15 protein-coding genes and 1 pseudogene are annotated in these 17,570 nt (G+C 70.2%); 2 read left to right on the top strand and 14 right to left on the bottom strand.

The genetic code is table 11. The features are described 5' to 3' along the window. Positions 1 to 22: 22 nt before the first annotated feature. From DXK32_RS06850 to DXK32_RS06825, 6 genes and pseudogenes are all read right to left on the bottom strand, one after another. Positions 23 to 943: pseudogene (locus tag DXK32_RS06850) on the bottom strand (NAD(P)-dependent oxidoreductase); the annotation flags it as partial. A 49-nt stretch (positions 944 to 992) separates the two neighbouring features. Beyond that, a complete protein-coding gene (locus tag DXK32_RS06845) occupies positions 993 to 2,882 on the bottom strand; it encodes a TRAP transporter large permease subunit (RefSeq protein ID WP_014198864.1) in 1,890 nt (629 codons plus the stop codon). A 97-nt stretch (positions 2,883 to 2,979) separates the two neighbouring features. Further along, positions 2,980 to 4,035 (bottom strand): TRAP transporter substrate-binding protein, encoded by a 1,056-nt coding sequence (locus tag DXK32_RS06840; RefSeq protein ID WP_114857823.1) that lies wholly within the window; start codon positions 4,033 to 4,035, stop codon positions 2,980 to 2,982. 121 nt (positions 4,036 to 4,156) lie between these two features. Further along, a complete protein-coding gene (locus DXK32_RS06835) occupies positions 4,157 to 5,167 on the bottom strand; it encodes a transketolase family protein (RefSeq protein WP_114857822.1) in 1,011 nt (336 codons plus the stop codon). Further along, positions 5,164 to 6,009, bottom strand: a complete 846-nt coding sequence (locus DXK32_RS06830) for a transketolase (protein ID WP_114857821.1) — start codon at positions 6,007 to 6,009, stop codon at positions 5,164 to 5,166. The genes DXK32_RS06835 and DXK32_RS06830 overlap by 4 nt, the downstream gene beginning before the upstream one ends. 25 nt (positions 6,010 to 6,034) lie before the next feature. Beyond that, entirely contained in the window at positions 6,035 to 6,784 is a 750-nt protein-coding gene (locus tag DXK32_RS06825; protein WP_114857820.1) for an SDR family NAD(P)-dependent oxidoreductase, read from the bottom strand. A gap of 225 nt (positions 6,785 to 7,009) precedes the next feature. On the opposite strand from DXK32_RS06825, the gene DXK32_RS06820 reads away from it, so the two are divergent. Together DXK32_RS06820 and DXK32_RS06815 are read left to right on the top strand one after the other, a co-directional pair. Then, complete coding sequence (locus DXK32_RS06820; protein WP_114857819.1) at positions 7,010 to 7,948, top strand: LysR substrate-binding domain-containing protein; 939 nt, start codon at positions 7,010 to 7,012, stop codon at positions 7,946 to 7,948. 127 nt (positions 7,949 to 8,075) lie between these two features. Further along, on the top strand, positions 8,076 to 9,908 hold the full coding sequence (locus DXK32_RS06815; protein ID WP_247877013.1) for a tetratricopeptide repeat protein: 1,833 nt from the start codon (positions 8,076 to 8,078) through the stop codon (positions 9,906 to 9,908). 55 nt (positions 9,909 to 9,963) lie between these two features. On the opposite strand, the gene DXK32_RS06810 is transcribed toward DXK32_RS06815, so the two are convergent. The 8 genes from DXK32_RS06810 to DXK32_RS06775 all read right to left on the bottom strand — a co-directional run bounded on the left by DXK32_RS06810 (position 9,964) and on the right by DXK32_RS06775 (position 17,474). Further along, positions 9,964 to 10,260 carry a hypothetical protein gene (locus DXK32_RS06810; protein WP_114857818.1) on the bottom strand — a complete coding sequence of 99 codons (297 nt, stop codon included), beginning with the start codon at positions 10,258 to 10,260 and terminating at the stop codon, positions 9,964 to 9,966. A 4-nt stretch (positions 10,261 to 10,264) separates the two neighbouring features. After that, complete coding sequence (locus tag DXK32_RS06805; RefSeq protein ID WP_114857817.1) at positions 10,265 to 10,921, bottom strand: RNA polymerase sigma factor; 657 nt, start codon at positions 10,919 to 10,921, stop codon at positions 10,265 to 10,267. Beyond that, positions 10,896 to 11,378 carry a flagellar export chaperone FliS gene (fliS, locus tag DXK32_RS06800; protein ID WP_114857816.1) on the bottom strand — a complete coding sequence of 161 codons (483 nt, stop codon included), beginning with the start codon at positions 11,376 to 11,378 and terminating at the stop codon, positions 10,896 to 10,898. The genes DXK32_RS06805 and fliS overlap by 26 nt, the downstream gene beginning before the upstream one ends. 53 nt (positions 11,379 to 11,431) lie before the next feature. Continuing rightward, a complete protein-coding gene (gene fliD / locus DXK32_RS06795; RefSeq protein WP_114857815.1) occupies positions 11,432 to 13,129 on the bottom strand; it encodes a flagellar filament capping protein FliD in 1,698 nt (565 codons plus the stop codon). 158 nt (positions 13,130 to 13,287) lie between these two features. Beyond that, positions 13,288 to 14,112 (bottom strand): flagellin, encoded by an 825-nt coding sequence (locus DXK32_RS06790; protein WP_114857814.1) that lies wholly within the window; start codon positions 14,110 to 14,112, stop codon positions 13,288 to 13,290. A 106-nt stretch (positions 14,113 to 14,218) separates the two neighbouring features. After that, positions 14,219 to 15,124: a flagellin gene (locus DXK32_RS06785; RefSeq protein ID WP_114857813.1), complete on the bottom strand. Its 906-nt coding sequence runs from the start codon at positions 15,122 to 15,124 to the stop codon at positions 14,219 to 14,221. A gap of 156 nt (positions 15,125 to 15,280) precedes the next feature. Beyond that, entirely contained in the window at positions 15,281 to 17,002 is a 1,722-nt protein-coding gene (flgK, locus tag DXK32_RS06780) for a flagellar hook-associated protein FlgK (protein ID WP_114857812.1), read from the bottom strand. A 22-nt stretch (positions 17,003 to 17,024) separates the two neighbouring features. Beyond that, positions 17,025 to 17,474 (bottom strand): hypothetical protein, encoded by a 450-nt coding sequence (locus DXK32_RS06775; protein ID WP_114857811.1) that lies wholly within the window; start codon positions 17,472 to 17,474, stop codon positions 17,025 to 17,027. Positions 17,475 to 17,570: the final 96 nt, after the last annotated feature.

The following is a 17,570-nucleotide window of genomic DNA, read 5'->3' as shown; positions in this document are numbered from 1 at the left end:
GGCCGCCGGCGATGGGGCCGTCTCACCCCGGCGTGACGCCGTTCAGAAGGTGATAGCTGCGGATCACCTGGCTGTCGTCCATGGTGCCCTCGCCACGCCCTGAGGCCGAGAGGAACATCTGGTGGGCGACGGCGGCCAGCGGCAGGGCGGCCTTGGCGCCGCGCCCGGCCTCCAGGACGATGCCGAGGTCCTTGACGAAGATGTCCACCGCGCTGGTGATGCCCGGTTCGGCCTCCAGCATGCGCGGGCCGCGGTCCTTCAGCATCCAGCTCGACGCGGACGAGCCGCTCATGATCTCCAGCAGGACCGCCAGATCGACGCCGGCCTTGGCGGCCAGCGAGAAGGCCTCCGCCACCACGGCGATGTGGACGCCGCACAGCAGCTGGTTGACGGTCTTCACCGTGGCGCCTTGCCCCGGCGCCTCGCCGACGTGGAAGACCTTGTCGCCCATCGCCGCCAGGACCGGGCGCACCCGCTCCACCACCGCCGCCGGGGCCGCCGCCATGATGGAGAGCGTTCCGGCCACCGCCCCGACCGTCCCGCCCGACACCGGGGCGTCCACGAAGCGCCGCCCCGCCGCCTCGACCCGCGCGGCGAGCGCGGCGACGGCGTCCGGCGGGCAGGTCGCCATCAGGATCACGGTGGCGCCCTCCGGCAGGCGGTCCAGCGCGCCCTGGGCGAACAGGACGGACTCGGCCTGGGCGGCGTTGACCACCATCAGGACCAGCGCGTCGGCCCCTTCGGCGGCGGCGGCGGCGCTGTCCGCCCCCCGTCCGCCGTGGGCCTCCATGGCCGCGACGCTCTCGCGCCGCACGTCGAAGCCCTGGACCCGGAAGCCTTGCGCCAGCAGATTGCGCGCCATGGGCATGCCCATGGAACCGAGGCCGATAAAGCCCACCGTCATCATGGCCGTATCACTTTCCTGAACGGAAGAAGGAGAGGAAGGCCCGGTCCACCCATCGGAAACGCAGGGGACCGGGCCGGAAGGCGGATCAGAGGAAGCCGATGGAGATCCAGGGCACCGCCGCGACGACGATCAGACCGATGGTCAGCGCCACCAGATAACCGATGATCGGCTTCATGCCTTCGTCGGGGTTGATCCGGCTGATGGCGCAGGCCGCGTAGTAGCCGACACCGAAGGGCGGGGCGAACAGGCCGATGCCCATGGCCAGGATCACGATCATCGCGTAATGCACCTCATGCACGCCGAGCTGGCGGGCGATGGGGAACAGCAGCGGTCCGAACAGCACGATGGCGGGGATGCCCTCCAGCACGCTGCCCAGGATGATGAAGGCGATGATCGACACCACGATGAAGACCGGCACCCCGCCCGGCAGGGCCCGCATCGCCTCGGCCAGCGAGCTGGAGAAGCCGGACTGGGTCAGCGCCCAGGCCATGCCGGTGGCGGCGCCGATGATCAGCAGGATCGCTCCGGACAGCGACGCCGTCTCGACCAGCATCGGGTAGATGCGGCGCCAATCGAACTGGCGGTAGATCAGCAGGCCGGCGACCACCGCGTAGACGATGCCGATGGTCGAGACCTCGGTCGCGGTCGCCACACCCTCGATCACCGCGGCGCGGATGATGAAGGGCAGCGCGATGGCCGGCAGCGCGATCAGGAAGGCCCTGCCGATCTCCGCCTTGCTGGCGCGGCGGACGTGGGACAGATCCTCGTGGCGGTAGCGCCACCAGACCAGCGCCGCCAGCGCGGCACCCAGCACGACGGCCGGCAGCAGGCCGCCGGTGAACAGGGCGGCGATGGACACGCCGGTGACCGAGCCGATGGTGATGAGGACCAGCGACGGCGGGATGGTCTCGGTCTGGGCGCCGGTGGCCGACAGCAGGGCGACGAGGTCGCCGGGCTTGGCGCCGCGCGCCTTCATCTCGGGGAACAGCACCGGGGCGACCGCCGCCATGTCCGCCGCCTTCGACCCGGAAATGCCCGAGACGAGGTACATGGCGCCGATCAGCACGTAGGACAGGCCGCCGCGGACATGGCCGAGCAGGCTGGCCAGGAAGCCGACCATGGCGCGGGCCATGCCGGTCATCTCGATCAGCTGGCCGAGGAAGACGAACAGCGGCACCGACAGCAGGATCAGATGGCTCATCCCCTCGTCCATGCGGCCCACCATGACGATGGCCGGGGTCGAGGTGGCGAGCGCCAGATAGCCGAAGGTCGCCAGACCGAAGGCGAAGGCGATGGGCAGGCCGAGGAACACCATCGCGCCGACGCCCACCACGAAGAAGAGCAGCAGGTTGTAGTTGCCGAGCCCGGCGAACAGCGGCGCCGCCAGCGCCATGACGCCGACCACCGCCGTCACCGCCACCACCGCCCGCAGCACGTCGGACGGGCGGCCCAGCCGCGCCAGCCGGAGCAGCGCCACCGCGATCATCAGGACGAAGCCCACCGGCAGCGCGCTCGCCCGCCAGGAGTTGGGAATGTCCAGCGCCGGGGTGGTGACCCACACCTCCTCCACCGCGAATTCATAGGCCGGCTCGGCCATCAGCAGAAGGAATGCCAGCGCCGCGGTGATCGCCACCACGTCGAGGAACGCCTGGGTGCGGGGCTGGAGCATGCCGACGATCGCGGTCATCCGCATATGCTCGCCCCGGCGCAGCGCCACGACGGAGCCGAACATGGCGAGCCAGAGGAACAGGATGGAGGCCAGCTCGTCCGACCAGATGATCGGGCTGTGCAGGAGGTAGCGCCAGATGACGCCGACCAGCAGGACGCCGACCTCGGCGAGCACCAGCAGAGCCGCCGGCGTCTCGACCAGCAGCCCGATGCCGCGGTCCAGCCGGTCGAGCCAGCCGGTGCCGGCGCCCGATGGCCGCCCGGCGCCGTGAACGGCGGCGTCCGCCGTGTTGACGGGAGTGTTCATGGTAACCAGCCCTTCGCATGGACGATCGGTGATGGGGAGGCGGCCGGCCCTGCAGCTCCTTCGGGAACCGGAGGGCCGGCCGCGTCGGCGGACCGCGTCAGCCCAGCTTGCCGGTCACCTTCTCAAGCAGGTCCCAGGCGGTGGCCCCGTACTTCTCCTTCCACTCCGCGTAGAAGTTCGTCCCGGCGAGCACCTTGCGGAACGGTTCGCGGTCGATGGTGTGGAAGGTCAGCCCCTTGGCGGACAGGTCCTTCTGCAGCGATTCGGTGAGTGCGGCGATGTCGGCCCGCTGGTCGTCCGCCGAACGGTCCAGTTCGCGGCTGACGATGGCCTGGATGTCGGCGGGCAGGCGCGCGAAGGCGCGCTTGTTGCCGAGCACCCAATAGCCGTCCCAGACATGGCCGGTCAGGCTGCAGGACTTCTGCACCTCGTACAGGCGGGCGGTGGCGATGATCGCCAGCGGGTTCTCCTGCCCCTCCACCACGGTGGTTTGCAGGGCCGAGTAGAGTTCGTTGAAGTTGATCGGCGCCGGGGCGGCGTCGATCGCCTTGAACAGCGAGGTCAGGGCCGGCGCCGGCGGCACCCGCATCTTGAAGCCCTTGATGTCCTCCGGCGTCTTGATGACGCGGGTGGAGGAGGTGACGTGGCGGAAGCCGTTGTCCCAGATCTTGCAGAGCGTCATGATCGGGGTCTTGGCGATCTCCGCCCGGACATGCTTGCCCAGCTCGCCGTCCATCGCCTGCCAGACCGCGTCGTAGTCCTTGAAGGCGAAGCCCATGCTGGTGATGCCGGACAGCGGGACGAAGGTGGCGAGGATCAGCGAGGAGAGGTTGAAGATCTCCACGCCGCCGTTGCGCACCTGCCCCAGCAGGTCGGTGTCGCTGCCGAGCTGGTTGGCCGGGAACAGCTTGATGTCGAGCCGGCCGGAGGTCGCCTCGCGGATGCGGTCGATGGCCTCCTGCGCGCGGATGTTGACCGGGTGGGTCGGGTCCTGGCCGGTGGCGTACTTGAACTGGAACTCGGCGGCGTTGGCCGGGCGCTTCAGGATGGTCACCAGCGGCACGGCGGCGGCGGCGGCCAGAACGGCGCGGCGGCTCGGGCGAAGAAGGCCCAGGGTCGAGTGAGCGGGGGTTTGGGGCGGCTTCTTGTCCATTGTTTCCTCTCCTGTGGTCTTTTGTCGTTCAGCGTATCGGGAACGGGCGCGGCGCGGTTCTTCGGTGTCCTCGCTTCTGCGACAGCCGGGATGGGGTGAGCGACGGGGGGTGAGGGGCGGCTTACAGCCACCCCTTGATGCTGGTTACCATGGCGTCGGTGGAAATGCCGTAGAGGTCGTGCAGCGTCGGCAGGGCGCCGGCCTTCAGGAATTCGTCGGGCAGGCCGATCTGGCGGAAGGCGCTGGGAACGACCCCGGCGCGCAGCAGCGTGCCGGCCACCGCCTCGCCCAGACCGCCGATGACCGTGTGGTTCTCGGCGACGACGACCATGCGGCCGCTGCGCCCGGCCTCGGCCAGGATGGTCTCGGTGTCGAGCGGCTTGATGGTCGGGACGTGCAGCACGGCGACGTCGACCTTGTCGGCCTCCAGGGCCTTCGCCACCTCCAGCGCCCGCATCGTCATGATGCCGGAGGAGATGACCAGCACGTCGGCGCCGTCGCGCAGAAGCTTCGCCTTGCCGAGTTCGAATTTATAGTCGTACTCGTCGAGCACCAGCGGGACGTTGCCGCGCAGCAGGCGCATGTAGACCGGCCCCTGGTGAGCGGCCATGGCGGGCACCGCCTGCTCGATCTCGAGGGCGTCGCAGGGGTCGATCACCACCATGTTCGGCATGGCGCGCATCAGGGCCAGATCCTCCGCCGCCTGATGGCTGGGGCCGTAGCCCGAGGTCAGGCCCGGCAGGGCGCAGGCGATCTTGACGTTGCGGTTCTCCTCCGCGATCGTCTGGTGCACGAAGTCGTAGGCCCGGCGCGAGGCGAAGACCGCGTAGGTGGTGACGAAGGGCATGAAGCCCTCGTGGGCCAGACCGGAGGCGGCGCCCATCAGCAGCTGCTCGGCCATGCCCATCTGGTAGAAGCGGTCCGGGTTGGCCTGGGCGAAGATGTGCAGGTCGGTGTATTTCGCCAGATCGGCGGTGAGGCCGACGATCTCCGGCCGGGCCTTGGCCAGCTCGACCAGGGCGTGGCCGAAGGGGGCGGGCTTGGTGCGCTGCCCTTCGCCCGCGATCGAGGCGATCATGGCGGAGGTCTTCAGGCGCGGCTTGGCGGCGGCCGGGGTGGTGGTGGTGCTCATGCGGTCCTCCCGGCGTCCAGCGCGTCGAGGGCGAGCTTCCACTCGTGCGCGTCCACGCGGATGAAATGATTCTTTTCGCGGGCTTCGAGGAAGGGCACGCCCTTGCCCATCCTGGTGTCGCAGACGATCATGCGGGGCTTGGGCTCCGGATGGTCGCGGGCGGCGTCGAAGGCGGCGACCACGGCGTCCATGTCGTTGCCGTCCACCCGCTGGACGAACCAGCCGAAGGCCTCCAGCTTGTCGACCAGCGGCTCGAAGGCCATCACCTGGGTGGAGGGGCCGTCGGCCTGCTGGTTGTTGACGTCGACGATGCCGATCAGGTTGTCGAGCTTGTGATGGGCCGCCGACATGATGGCCTCCCAGACCGAGCCCTCGTCCAGCTCGCCGTCGGAGAAGAGCGTGTAGACGCGGTTGTCCGACGCCTTGCGCTTCAGGCCCAGCGCGATGCCGACCGCGATGCTGAGGCCGAGGCCGAGCGAACCGCCCGACATCTCCATGCCCGGCGTGTAGGCGGCCATGCCCGACATCGGCAGGCGGCTGTCGTCGCTGCCGTAGGTCTCCAGCTCCTCGGCCGGGACGATGCCGGCCTCGATCAGGGCGGCGTAGAGCGCGATGGCGTAGTGGCCGTTGGACAGCAGGAAGCGGTCGCGGCCTTCCCAGTGCGGGTCCTCCGGCCGGTAGCGCAGGGCGTGGAAGTAGGACACGGCCAGCACGTCGGCGATGTCCAGGGCCTGCCCGATGTAGCCCTGGCCCTGCACCTCGCCCATCAGCACGGCGTTGCGGCGGATGCGGTAGGCGCGTTCGGTCAGGGGAACGTTGTGGCCCAGTTGGGTGGTGTCCACGGGAGTCGTCTCCAGCGTTTCGGGATCAGTGGATGAGCATGCCGCCGTTGACGTCGAGCGTGGCGCCCGTGACGTAGGACGACAGCTCCGACGCCAGGAAGAGGCAGGAGCGCGCCACGTCCTCGGCGTCGCCCAGGCGGTTCAGCGGGATGCCCTTGAGGATGTCCGCCCGCAGCTCGGGCGTCAGCTTGCCGCCGGTGATGTCGGTCTGGATCAGGCCGGGGGTGACGGAGTTGACGCGGACGTTGTCCGGACCCAGCTCGCGCGCCATCGCCTTGGCGAGGCCGAGCACGCCGGCCTTGGCGGCGCTGTAGTGCGGGCCGCCGAAGATGCCGCCGCCGCGCTGCGCCGACACCGAGGAGATGCAGACGATGGAGCCGGACTTCCGGGCGCGCATGTGCGGGACGACCGCCTGGCTCATGTAGAGCGTGCCGCGCAGGCTGACGTCGGTCACCGCCTCGTAGTTCTTCGGCTCGATGTCCATGAACTTCAGCGGCTGGGTGATGCCGGCGTTGTTGACCAGCACGTCGATGCGGCCGAACTCCTCGACCACGCGGGCGGCGGCGTTGACGCAGGCGGCCTTGTCGGTCACGTCGCAGGCGATGCCGCGGTGCGCCTCGCCCAGCTCGGCGGCGGCTTCGGCGGCCTGACCGCCGTCGAGGTCCAGGATGATCGCCCGCCCGCCGTGCAGCGCGAACAGCCGCGCCGTGGCCCGGCCGATGCCGCGCTGGGACGCCGCTCCGGTGATCACGCACACCTTGTTGGACAGCAACATGCTCGCTCCCTTTGTTCGAAGCTGGCTCCGCCATGGCGGCCGTGGGCGTGGCGGCCCTGGGGATGCCGCGGCGGAGCGTCGTTTTCGCTCGGTTTTGATGATTTTTCGGTACGGAGGGCGGATGGTTCGGCACCCCGATCGTTGCAACAATCCTATGGTCTTGAGATGAATTCGACAAACGAATAAGATTGTCGAATGCTGAAATGAATTCATGATTATGGTGCGATGCGGAAACGGATTTCCATCAAGGCTTTGCAAGCCTTTGAGGCGGCGGCGCGGCTCGGTTCCTTCGCAACGGCGGCGCAGGATCTCGGCCTGACGCCCTCGGCGATCAGCCATCAGGTGAAGATTCTGGAGGAACAGCTCGGCCTCCGGCTGTTCCATCGTGTTCACCGGTCGGTCGCGCTGACCGACGACGGGCGGGCCTACGCCGCGGAGATCATCGCCGCCTTCGCCCGCATCGACACGGCGACCCGCAACGTCACGACGACGGGCAGCGGCACCGCGATCCTGACCGTGCGCTCGATGCCCAGCTTCGCCGCGCAATGGCTGATGCCGCGGCTGGGGCGGGTGAAGGAGATCCACCCCGCCATCGACATCCGCCTGCGCGCGTCGGTCTCACCCATCGACCTGACGACGGGGGCGGTGGATGTGGACATCCGCTACAACCCCGGTCCGCCGCCGGCCGGCTGCGTGCTGGAGCTGTTTCCCGACGACGTCATCGTGCCGATGTGCTCCCCGGCGTTGGCGAACGGGCTGAACCCGATCCGCAAGCCGTCGGACATCAGCCGACACATCCTGATCCATTCGGAAATCAACCTCGTCGGCTGGCGCGACTGGGCGAACCGGCATCGCGGCGTCGAGCTGGACATGGAGCGCGGCCTGCGCTTCGACCGTTCCTTCATGGCGATCAACGCCGCGGCGAACGGTATGGGGGTGTGCTTGGACAGCCTGCTGCTGGCCCGGCAGGAGTTGCTGTCGGGCCGGCTCATCGTCCCCTTTCCGACCCGCGGCCTGCGGGCGCAGGGGCATGGCTTCGTCACGTTGAAATCGACCGCGAACCTTCCAAAGATCCGGCTGTTCCGCGAATGGCTGTTCAGCGAACTGGAGGCAGGGCGGCAGTGGGAGGACGAGTTTCTCTCGTCACTGAACAAGAGCGCGTAGGGCGGCGACCGCGAGCGACCGATTGTTTTCGCCACAGGCTGCAAAAATTGCTCCGGCCCTGCGCAGGAAGGCGGCGGAGCGTCCCGTATCAAGGGCGGGAACATTCTTGGCAATCGGGGGCATGGGCATGGCGGCAGGCCGGCGCGGCGGGCACCGCTCGCCTTGGGAAGCGGTCCTTTACGACCCGGCACGGGCGGAGGGCGCCTTCCTGCTCGGGTTGGCGGCGGCGCGGCTGGGGCGGGCGGAGGCGGCCATCCGCTGGTTCCGGCGCGCCGTCCGGCTGCAACCCGATTGGACGGACGGCTGGGCGGCGTTGGCCGACGCGTGCCGCAGCGCCGGACGCCGAAAGGAGGCCGCGGAGGCCTTCGCCGCGTTGCTTGCCCTATCTCCCGCCGCCGGTGCGGCGTTGGTCAACCTTGCGGTTCTCGAACGGGCCGCCGGTCACCCGCGGGGGGCGGTGCGCCGGCTCCGCCGCGCCCTGGCGCTCGATCCCCGGCAGGCCGGGACCTGGAACAATCTGGGCAACGCGCTGCGCGACCTGGGCGCGACCGGTCGGGCCATGGCGGCGTGGCGGACGGCTTTGGCGCTCGACCCGGGCCAGGCGGATGCGCTCGGCAATCTGGGCGGCGCGCGGCGCGACCAGGACCGTTTCGCCGAGGCGGGGGTTCTGCTGCGCCGGGCTCTGGTGCTGGCGCCGCAGCACGCGGCGCTTCACGGCGTTCTGGCCTACACGCTGAGCGGCGAAGGCCGGCTGGAGGAGGCGGAGCGGGCCTGCCGCCGCGCGCTGGCGCTGGCGCCGGCCCTGGCCGACCCGCTGTGCACGCTCGGCCTGACGGTTCAGCGGCGCGGCGGTGCCGATGCCCTGCGCTGGTTCGACCGGGCCGCGACGGCGTCGCCGGGCCACCCGCTCGCCCGCTTCAACCGCGGTCTGGCGGAGCTGGAGAGCGGTGCGCTCGCCGAAGGCTGGGCCAACTACGCCTGCCGCTTCGCCGCCGGCCGCGCGGGGCGGGAGCGGCGCTTCGCCATCCCCGAGTGGCGCGGTGAGCCGCTGGCTGGCAAACGGCTGTTCATCTGGCGGGAGCAGGGGGTGGGGGACGAGTTCCTGTTCGCCTCCTGCTACGCCGACGCCATCCGGCAGGCCGGCGGGGTGGTCATCGAGTGCGAGCCGCGCCTGCTGCCGCTGTTCGCCCGCTCCTTCCCCAAGGCCACCGTCCGGGCCGAGCAGCCGTTGCGCGGGCGGGCGCTGGTGGAGACGGTGGACTGCGACCTGCACATCCCCGCCGGCTCGCTGCCGCGTTATCTGCGTGGGGGGCTGGCGGACTTCCCGCCGCGCTCCTCCTGGCTGTTTCCCGACCCGGCGCGGGTGCTGGAACGGCGGCGGCAACTGGACGGCATCGGCGGGGACCTGCGCGTGGGCATCGCGTGGCGCAGCCAGCTGATGACCATGGAACGGCAATGGGCCTATCTGCCGCTGGACGACTGGGGGCCGGTGCTGGGCGTGCCGGGGGTGACCTTCGTGAACCTCCAGTACGACGACTGCGAGGCCGAGATCCTGCGCGCGGAGGCGCGCTTCGGCGTGCCCATCTACGAGTTGGAGCGGCTCGACCTGAAGAACGATTTCGAAGGAACGGCGGCGCTCACCGCCAACCTGGATCTGGTCATCGCACCGGCCAATTCGGTGGCGGAGCTGGCCGGCGCCCTCGGTGTCCCGGTCTGGCGCTTCGGCGCGCGGGACTGGACCCATCTCGGCAGCGGCGTGCGCCCCTGGTACCCGTCCATGCGGGTCTTCCATCCCCACGCGGGCGAGCCGCTGTCCGCGGCGCTGGGGCGCATCGCGGCGGAGCTTCGCCGCGCCGCCGCCCTGGCGCGCCGGGCGGGTGCGGAGGCGCCGGGGCCGCGTCTTCCCGCCCGTCCGGTCCGGCGCGCCCATCCCCAGGCCCCCTCGCTGCGGCGGCATTGAGCAGGCGCGGCCGGATGACGCCGCCGCCGCGCATTCACGCTTTCTGAAGAAGAAATCAAACCGGGCGGATCGTGCCGCGCAACGGAGCGACGTCGGGCGCCAGGGCGTCGGAGGACGCCGTCCTGGTGCCAAAAGCCCGTTCGAAGATGCGGTCGGCCAGATCGGCGGGGGGCGCGGCGTCGCCGTCGGTTTCCGTCAGGGCGAGTTCGACCGCCACCAGCTCGTCCAGCATGGCCTGGGCCGCGACGGACTGGGCGAGGAGGCGGCGCGCCTCCCGCAGCGTCGCGCGGGGCCAGCGCTCCAGATCGCCGCCGTGGCGGTCCAGAAGCTCGCGAAACTGGTCTTCGGTCATCGCGTCATCCGTCTTCGAACGAATCCCTGGCGGCTTGCGCGCTGGCGCGCAGCAGCGTGCGGAGCTGCTGGCGGGCACGTTTCAGCAGCGATTCTACAGCAGTCACGCTGATTTGCATAATGGTTGCAACCTCGGCGTTGCTCAAACCCTCGTTATAATACAGAGCGAGGGCGGCGCGCTGCTGCGGCGGCAGGCGGTCCTGGGCGTCGCGCAGCCGGGCGGCCACCTGCCGGCGCTGGATGTGGGTGACGGCGTCGGGCGCGTGGTCCGGCGGCTCGGGCACCGAGTCCAGATCCTCCCCCGCCGGGCGGCGCTTGTGGTCGATGCAGCGGTTCAGCACCACGCGGTAGAGCCATGTGGTGAACTTGGCCCCCTCGTCGGTCCAGTGGTCGCGCCGCTGCCAGACCTGGAGGAAGGCGTCCTGGGCGATGTCTTCCGCCTCGGCGTCGCTGCCGCACATGCGGCGGGCGAGCGCGTAGGCGCGCTTCAGGTGGCGGTGGACGAGCGTGCGGTAGGCCGCCTGGTCCCCGGCGCGGATGCGCGCCATCAGGACCTCGTCGGTCTCCGCCGCCAAGCCGCTCACGCCCCTGCCGGACATGGAGTTGTGAAGGGTGCCGGACGGACGCGTGCCGTCCTCAGCCAAACAGGCCGCCGCGCGCATGATCCATGGATCTCCCGATCACGGATGCGTGCGACCCTTTGGTCGAAGCACCGGTTGAACTGGGGACCACGCCGCGTTCTGCGGCGATGGTCTGCCACGCCTTCGTCATGAAGGACAGCTGGCGGATGATGGCCTCGGTCGCGGCCACGGGATCCCGGCGCGCGGCGGCCAGACCGGCCTGCCGGACCAGGGACCGGTAGAAGCGCCGCAGCGTCGCCGCGACATCCCCACCTTTATCCAATTTCAGAATGGAATCAAGCCCCAAGAGGATGGTGATGGCGCGGTCCATGGCCTGGAAATGGGCGTCGAAACGGCCGTCCTGCGCGGCGTCGCGCGCCTGGTGCAGATGCGCCGCCGCCGTCTCGTACAGGCGGACGACGGCGACCACGGGCGGCAGCGCCGCGCTGTTGGCGGAAGCGTAGGCGGACAGGGCCTTGGTCAGGGTCGGGTTGCGCATGGCGCGGCTTCTCCGGATGGGGACGCGGGGACGTCGACGGGCGCGCGGCGCCGTCAATCGTCGCTGCTTTCCTTGTATTTCAACTGCTGGAGCAGAAGGTTCGCGGCCTCCGCCTTGGCCTCCAGCCGGGCGTAGTAGGCGGTCAGGCGGGTGCGATAGTCCTCGGCCTTGGTCTTGATGTCGTCGGACCGCCGGGTCATGTCGGTGTTGTCGGCTTCGAGCTGCGAGACGATGCGGGCGATGTCGCCGCTGTCCGTCGCCGCGATGCCGTTCAGTGTGGTGTAGAGCCGGTCGGCCAGCCCTTGCGAGAAGCTGAGGTCCACCGATCCGGTCTGGCCGGTGTAGACCAGCACCAGCCCGGCGAAGGCGGTCCCGTCGTTGCCGATGATGCGGTTGCCGCTGACCCGGAACAGCGACGCGTCGCCGTCCACCGACGCGCCGGACAGGGTTCCGTCCTCGGCCACCGTGATGTCCAGCGTGAAGTCCGTTCGGCCGAGGCTGCGGTCGTAGCGCAGCAGCTTCAGGTCGGTGGAGGAGCTGGTCATCTCCAGCCCCAGCAACGTGCGCACCGCGTCGATGTCGCCGGTCAGCGCGGCGTTCAGCGCCGTCTCGTCCACCTTCAGCGTGTTGTCGCTGGCGAAGGTGATGCCCAGGCTGGCCAGCGACAGAGTGCCGCCGTCGTCCGTCGTCACCTTCGCGTTCAGGGCGTCGTAGACCGACTTCGTGACCTGCCGCAGCAGGCTGTCCGCGAACAGGGTGGCGTCGCTGCCGGCGGTGCCGCCGCTGCTGACCGTCTGATGGGTCTGGGCGAAGGCGCGGAAGGCGTTGTAGGCGTCCACGAAGCCGGTGATGGCGCTCTTGATCGACGACAGGTCGGTGCCGATCTCGACCCCGATCGTCTGGCCGGGCAGGGCGGCGTAAAGGTCGAAGGTCAGCCCGTCGACGGCGTCGGCGATGGTGTTGCTGCTGCGCTCCACCCGCACCCCGTCCACGGTGACCATGGCGTTCTGGGCTGCCACCAACTCGTTGGCGTAGCCGCCGTCCGCGTCGGTCAGGCCGAGGCCGGTGAGGACGCCGCTGCCGCCGTCGTCGAGGGTGATCGCCTTGCCGGTGTCGTTGGCGGTGAGGATGAGCTGGTACTGGCTGTCCGTCACCTTCACGATGCTGGCGGTCACGCCGCTGGTGGATTTCCGCGCGTTGATGGCGTCGCGGAGGTCGGTCAGCGAATCCCCGGCCTCCACGTCGATGGACACCGCGGTGCCGCCCGCGACGCCCAGCGTCAAGGTGCCGGACTGGCCGAGCGCGGCGCTCTGGCTGGCGGTGGTCGCCGCACCGATCTTGTGGCGGGTGGCGAGCTGCTCCACCACGATGGAGTAGGTGCCGGTCTCCGCCCCGTCCGCCGCGGTCACCGACAGCACGCTGTCCGCCGCGGTGGAACCGCCGCCCGACAGATAGGCGGTGCGCTCCTCGAACAGGTTGCTGCCGGCGCCCGTCGAGACGCTGCGGTTGCGCAGCCCGTCCAGCGACGTGTTCACCGCCAGCAGCAGCGACTGCATGTCCTCGTAGGCGGCGATCCTGGCCTCGTTGGCGGTGATCGTCGTGTCGATGCGGTCGGCGCGGGACAGGCGCTTCTGAACCGACGCCTCGATCAGCGCCGAATAGTCGATGCCCGTGCCCGACCCGCTGGCGATCAGCGACGAACTGCCGGTCGATGCGGCGGTCGAGGATGAGGTTGAGGACACCGTCGTCATGCGGGTCTCCGGGGGCGGGAAGCCCTCTCCCCTCTGGGGAGAGGGTGGCCCAAAGGGCCGGTGAGGGGGTCGTGCGTGGCGGTGCGTTCGGCGACAGCCCAACCCCCTCACCCTAACCCTCTCCCCGGAGGGGAGAGGGAAGGAGTGGGTAGACAGCCTTACCGCAGCAGCGACAGCAGGTTCTGCGGCATCTCGTTGGCCTGGGACAGCACGGCGATGGCCGCCTGGGTCAGCACCTTGGTCGAGGCCAGCTCCGCCTGCTCGGCGGCGACGTCCACGTCCATGATCGCCGACTGCGCCGCCTCGGTGTTCTCGATGGAGGTGTCCAGCACCTGGCCGCGGAACTCGAAGCGGGAGATCAGGGCGCCCACGTCGGCCCGCGCGCTCGACAGCGTGGTCACCGCCGTGTCAAGCGCGGTCAGCGCGGCGCTCGCCGTGGCGGAGGTGCCGACGTCCAGCGCGTTGATGGCGAGCCCGGTCGCGTTCACGTTGGCGATGGTGACGGTGATCTTGTCCGTGCTTTCCGTGCCCACGCGGAAATCCACACCGTTGGCCCAGGCGCCGTTGCCGTCCAGCAGCGGGTCGTCGTTGAAGCGGGTGCCCGACGTGATGCCGTCGATCTCTTCGATGAGCTGCTGGAACTCGGCGTCCAGATAGCCGCGCTCGGTGTCGGTGACGGCGCCGGACAGCGACTGGGTGGCCAGCGAGCGCATGCGCTGCACGATGTCGGAGACGCGGGACATGCCGCCGTCCGCCGCCTGAAGGATCGAGGAGCCGTGCGAGGCGTTGGTCGCCGCCTGCTTCAGCACCGTGATGTCGGAGGTCAGCGAGGTGCCGACGGCCAAGCCCGCCGCGTCGTCCGACGCCTTGGTGATGCGCGAGCCGCTGGCGATCTTGGAAACCGAGCTCGCCTGGTTCTCGGAGTTGATGTTCAGGTAGCGCAGCGCGGAGTTCGCCGCCGTGTTGGTGGAGATGACGGGCATGATGTGCCTCCTGGTCGGAGCCTGATCGGATGGTGGGGCCGCCTGTGCATCAGCCCTCAGTGCGTCTCACGGCCGGCGCGGCGAAAGCTGGCGCGGAATTTTTCGGTCAGAGGAAATCGCTGAGCTTGGTCTGCTGGAGGATCTTCATCAGGCTCAAGGTCGATTCCAGATTGGCCTGAAGCTGCGACAGCCGCGTCGTCGCCTCCGCGAGGTCGATGTTGCGGATGTCCTCGACGTGGGTCTGGAGGACGAGCTGCTCCTCCAGGTGGCGGTCGATGGTCCGCTCCAGCGTGGCGGAGGCGGAGCCGAGCTTGGTCTGCACCACGGTCAGCCCGTCCGCCGCCGCGTCGGCGAGGTCGGACGCCTCGTCCACCAGGGCGCTGTCCACCGGGTTCGTGGGCATGTTGGCGATCAGGCTGATGGAGCGCAGCGCCTTCTCGATGGACGGGTCGTCGGCGGTGACGCCGTACTGGACGATCAGGTCGTCGGCGGCCTGGAAGTAGGAGACGCTGCCGTCGCCCTTGTAATAGGTCGTGTCGGCGGCGGAGGGGCTGGTCGCCGCCGGCAGGCCGTCCAGCGACACCGCCGCGCGGTCGGTGCGACCCCCGGCGAACAGGTAGCGGCCTTCCTGCTGGGTGTTCAGCAATCCGGCGAACTCCGTCATCAGGGCCTGCGCCTCGCTTTTGATGCCATCCGCGGCGCCGCTGCCGGCCCCCTGGAGGCTGGCGACGAGGCTGCGCACCCGGTTGGCGAGGTCGATCATTCCACCCACGGCGTCGTGCATGGTCTGGATGCGGCCGTTGACCACCTCCCCCTCGTCGACGTAGCGCTCGGAGCGGCGGTAGTGGCTCTCCAGGTTGACGAGACGCCCGCTGTCGCCGGCGATGCCCTTGTAATCGACCGACGCCTCGCGGGTTGCCGCCTGCACCTGGGCGGCGGCCACCTGCGACTCCGCCGCCAGCATGTAGCGGACGAGCTGGTTCTGGTGGTTGAAGGTCGCGATCCGTTCCATGCCGGCTCCCTTTCATATGCCTCATGCGCCGGCTCTCGGCGGATGCCAGCGGCATCCGCCTGCCGCCAGCGGGAACACAGTTCCCGCGAGAGGCGGGCTCCGGTCGCATGCGCGACCGGGACCGCAGTCGCGGTCCAAAGCGGATTGCAATCCGCTTTAGCGGACCAAATTCAGCGCCGTGTCGAACATCTCCTGCACCGCCTTCATGACCGCGGCGGCGGCCTGATAGGCGGATTGCAGGTTGCTGATCGCGGCGGTTTCCTCGTTGACGTTCACACCGCTCTGCGAGGCCATCGCCGACTCCAGCCCGCTGGCGTAGGAGTCCTGGTCCTCGTAGGCGGTGGCGGCGCGGGAGGCGGCGGTCGCCGCCCCCTGGATGATGGCGCCCGCATACTGGGAGAAGGTGCCCATCCGACCGGACAGGCCGCCCGCCGTGTCGAAGGACTGCGCCCCGGAGAAGGCCGTCTTCAGCGCCTGCGCCACCGAGCCCTCCCCCGCGGACAGCGCCGATCCGCCGGCGGCCAGCGTGGCGGCGGTGGAGAGCGCGCCGGTCGCCAGACGCCCGCTGTCCTGAGCGATCACGTCGCTCACCTTCAGGTCGGCGGCGCTGGTGCCGGTCAGCAGGTCGTTCAGCCCGAAGCGGGCGGAGAAGCCCTTGCCGTCCGCCCCCACGGTGCCATCGCCGCCCAACGCCACGCCGTTCGCGGCGTCGTCGGCCTGGATGACCAGCCGCCCCTGGGCGTCGAGATGGGCCGAGAGCGAATCCATGGCGTCGATGGCGTCCACCGCGTCCTGCACGGTGGCGTAGGCGGAGAGGTCGAGGTCCAGAACTTCCACCGCCGTGCCGTCCGCCGCTGTGACGGCGACGCGCAGCGTGCCGTTGCCGTTCAGCGCGTCCGTTCCGGCGGCCGTGGCCGTGCCGGTCAGCGCGTTGGGCGGGGGAAAGGCGGTGCCCTGGTTGTGGATGCCGTTCAGCGTGTCCTTCAGCGTCAGGGCCAGCTCGTCCAGCCGGGCTTGCTGCGCCGGCAGGTCCCTGTCGCGGACCTGGATCAGCCCGCCCAGCGTGCCCGAGGCGACGGAGGCGGTGACGTCCTTGCCGTCGATGGTGATCGGGCCAAAGCTCGTCCCGGCGCCGACCGTGGATGCGGGCGTGTAGGACAGCCGGTGCACCGCGGAGTCCAGCAGCGACGTGCCGGAGGCGGTGGAGACCCGGACCATGCCGTTGGCGTCGGTCTGGTAGCGGATGTCGATGTCCCCGGCGAGGCTCTTCAGGGCGGTGTTGCGCTGGTCCTCCAGGTCGCCGGTGTCCTGGCCGAGCGCCTTGCCGGTCTGGATGCGGTCGTTCAGGTCCTTCAGCTTGTCGAGCGTGCCGTTGATGCGGGTCACCGTGTCGGCGATGGCGTGGTCGGCCTCGCCGCGCAGGTCCTGCACCGCCTTGGCGGTGGAGCGCAGGGTTTCGGCCACCGCGGTCAGGTCGTCCACCGCCGCCGCCTTGGCGCTGCCGCTCTCCGGGGAGGTCGCCAGCGTGGCCATGGTTTCGCCCAGCGTGTCGATGACCGAACCGAGCGACGATGCGGAAGTGGTGGCGCCCAGCCGCTCCTGGAAGCGGTCCAGATAGTCGCTGACCGTCCGGCTGAGGCCCAGCCCGGACTGCGCCGACACCAGCGACGTCAGCAGGTAGCGGTCCACCGTGCTGCCGATGCCGACGACGTCCACCCCGGTGAAGCCGACGGCGGTGTCGCTCGCCGTCGGCTTGGCGGTCTTGCGGGTGTAGCCCTCCGTGCCGGCGTTGGCGACGTTGGCCGAGGCGACCGCCATGCCCACCTCGTTGGTGCGCAGCGCGGAGGTGGCGATGCTGCCGGCGACGCGCAGGGACATGATGGCTCTCCTGTGCGGTGGGTCAGGCGGTGACGGCGAAGTGCTTCGCCCCCGCCATCCGGCCGAGCGCCGCGTAGGAGCGCGCCGGGGCGGAGACGGAGGCGGCGGCGCGCAGCGCGGCGCCGATGGCCGCCTGCCGGGCCTGCCGGGCCTTGGCCTGCGCCTCCAGCGCGCGCACCGACCGGCCGAGCGGGGCCAGCGCGCGGTCCAGCGCCTTGCGCACCGCCAGCCGGGTTTCCAGCGGCACGCGCTTGCTCTGCGCCGCGGCCAGCGCGTCGCGCAGCGTTCCGGTCTGGCTGTGCAGGAGCATTTGCATGGCGCCGGCCGCCCGCAGGGCGTCCACCGCGCGCCCCTCCCGCGCGGCGCTGGCGGCGCGCTCCGCGTGGTCTTCCAACTCCGCGACGAAGCGGGCGATGACCGCCACCGGGTCCGGGCGGGCGGCGGTAGACGGGACATGCGGGGTGGGGAGCATGGCGGTCTCCTTGATGTGTTCCCTCTCCCCTCTGGGGAGAGGGTTAGGGTGAGGGGGTTGAGCTTTTGCCGGACGTACCATCGCGCGCAACCCCCT

The sequence above is a fragment of the Azospirillum brasilense genome, assembly GCF_003349955.1.
In the GTDB taxonomy this organism is placed as follows: domain Bacteria; phylum Pseudomonadota; class Alphaproteobacteria; order Azospirillales; family Azospirillaceae; genus Azospirillum; species Azospirillum brasilense_B.
Note: the sequence above shows the minus strand (reverse complement) of the source record. Positions and strands in the feature narration are given on the sequence as shown.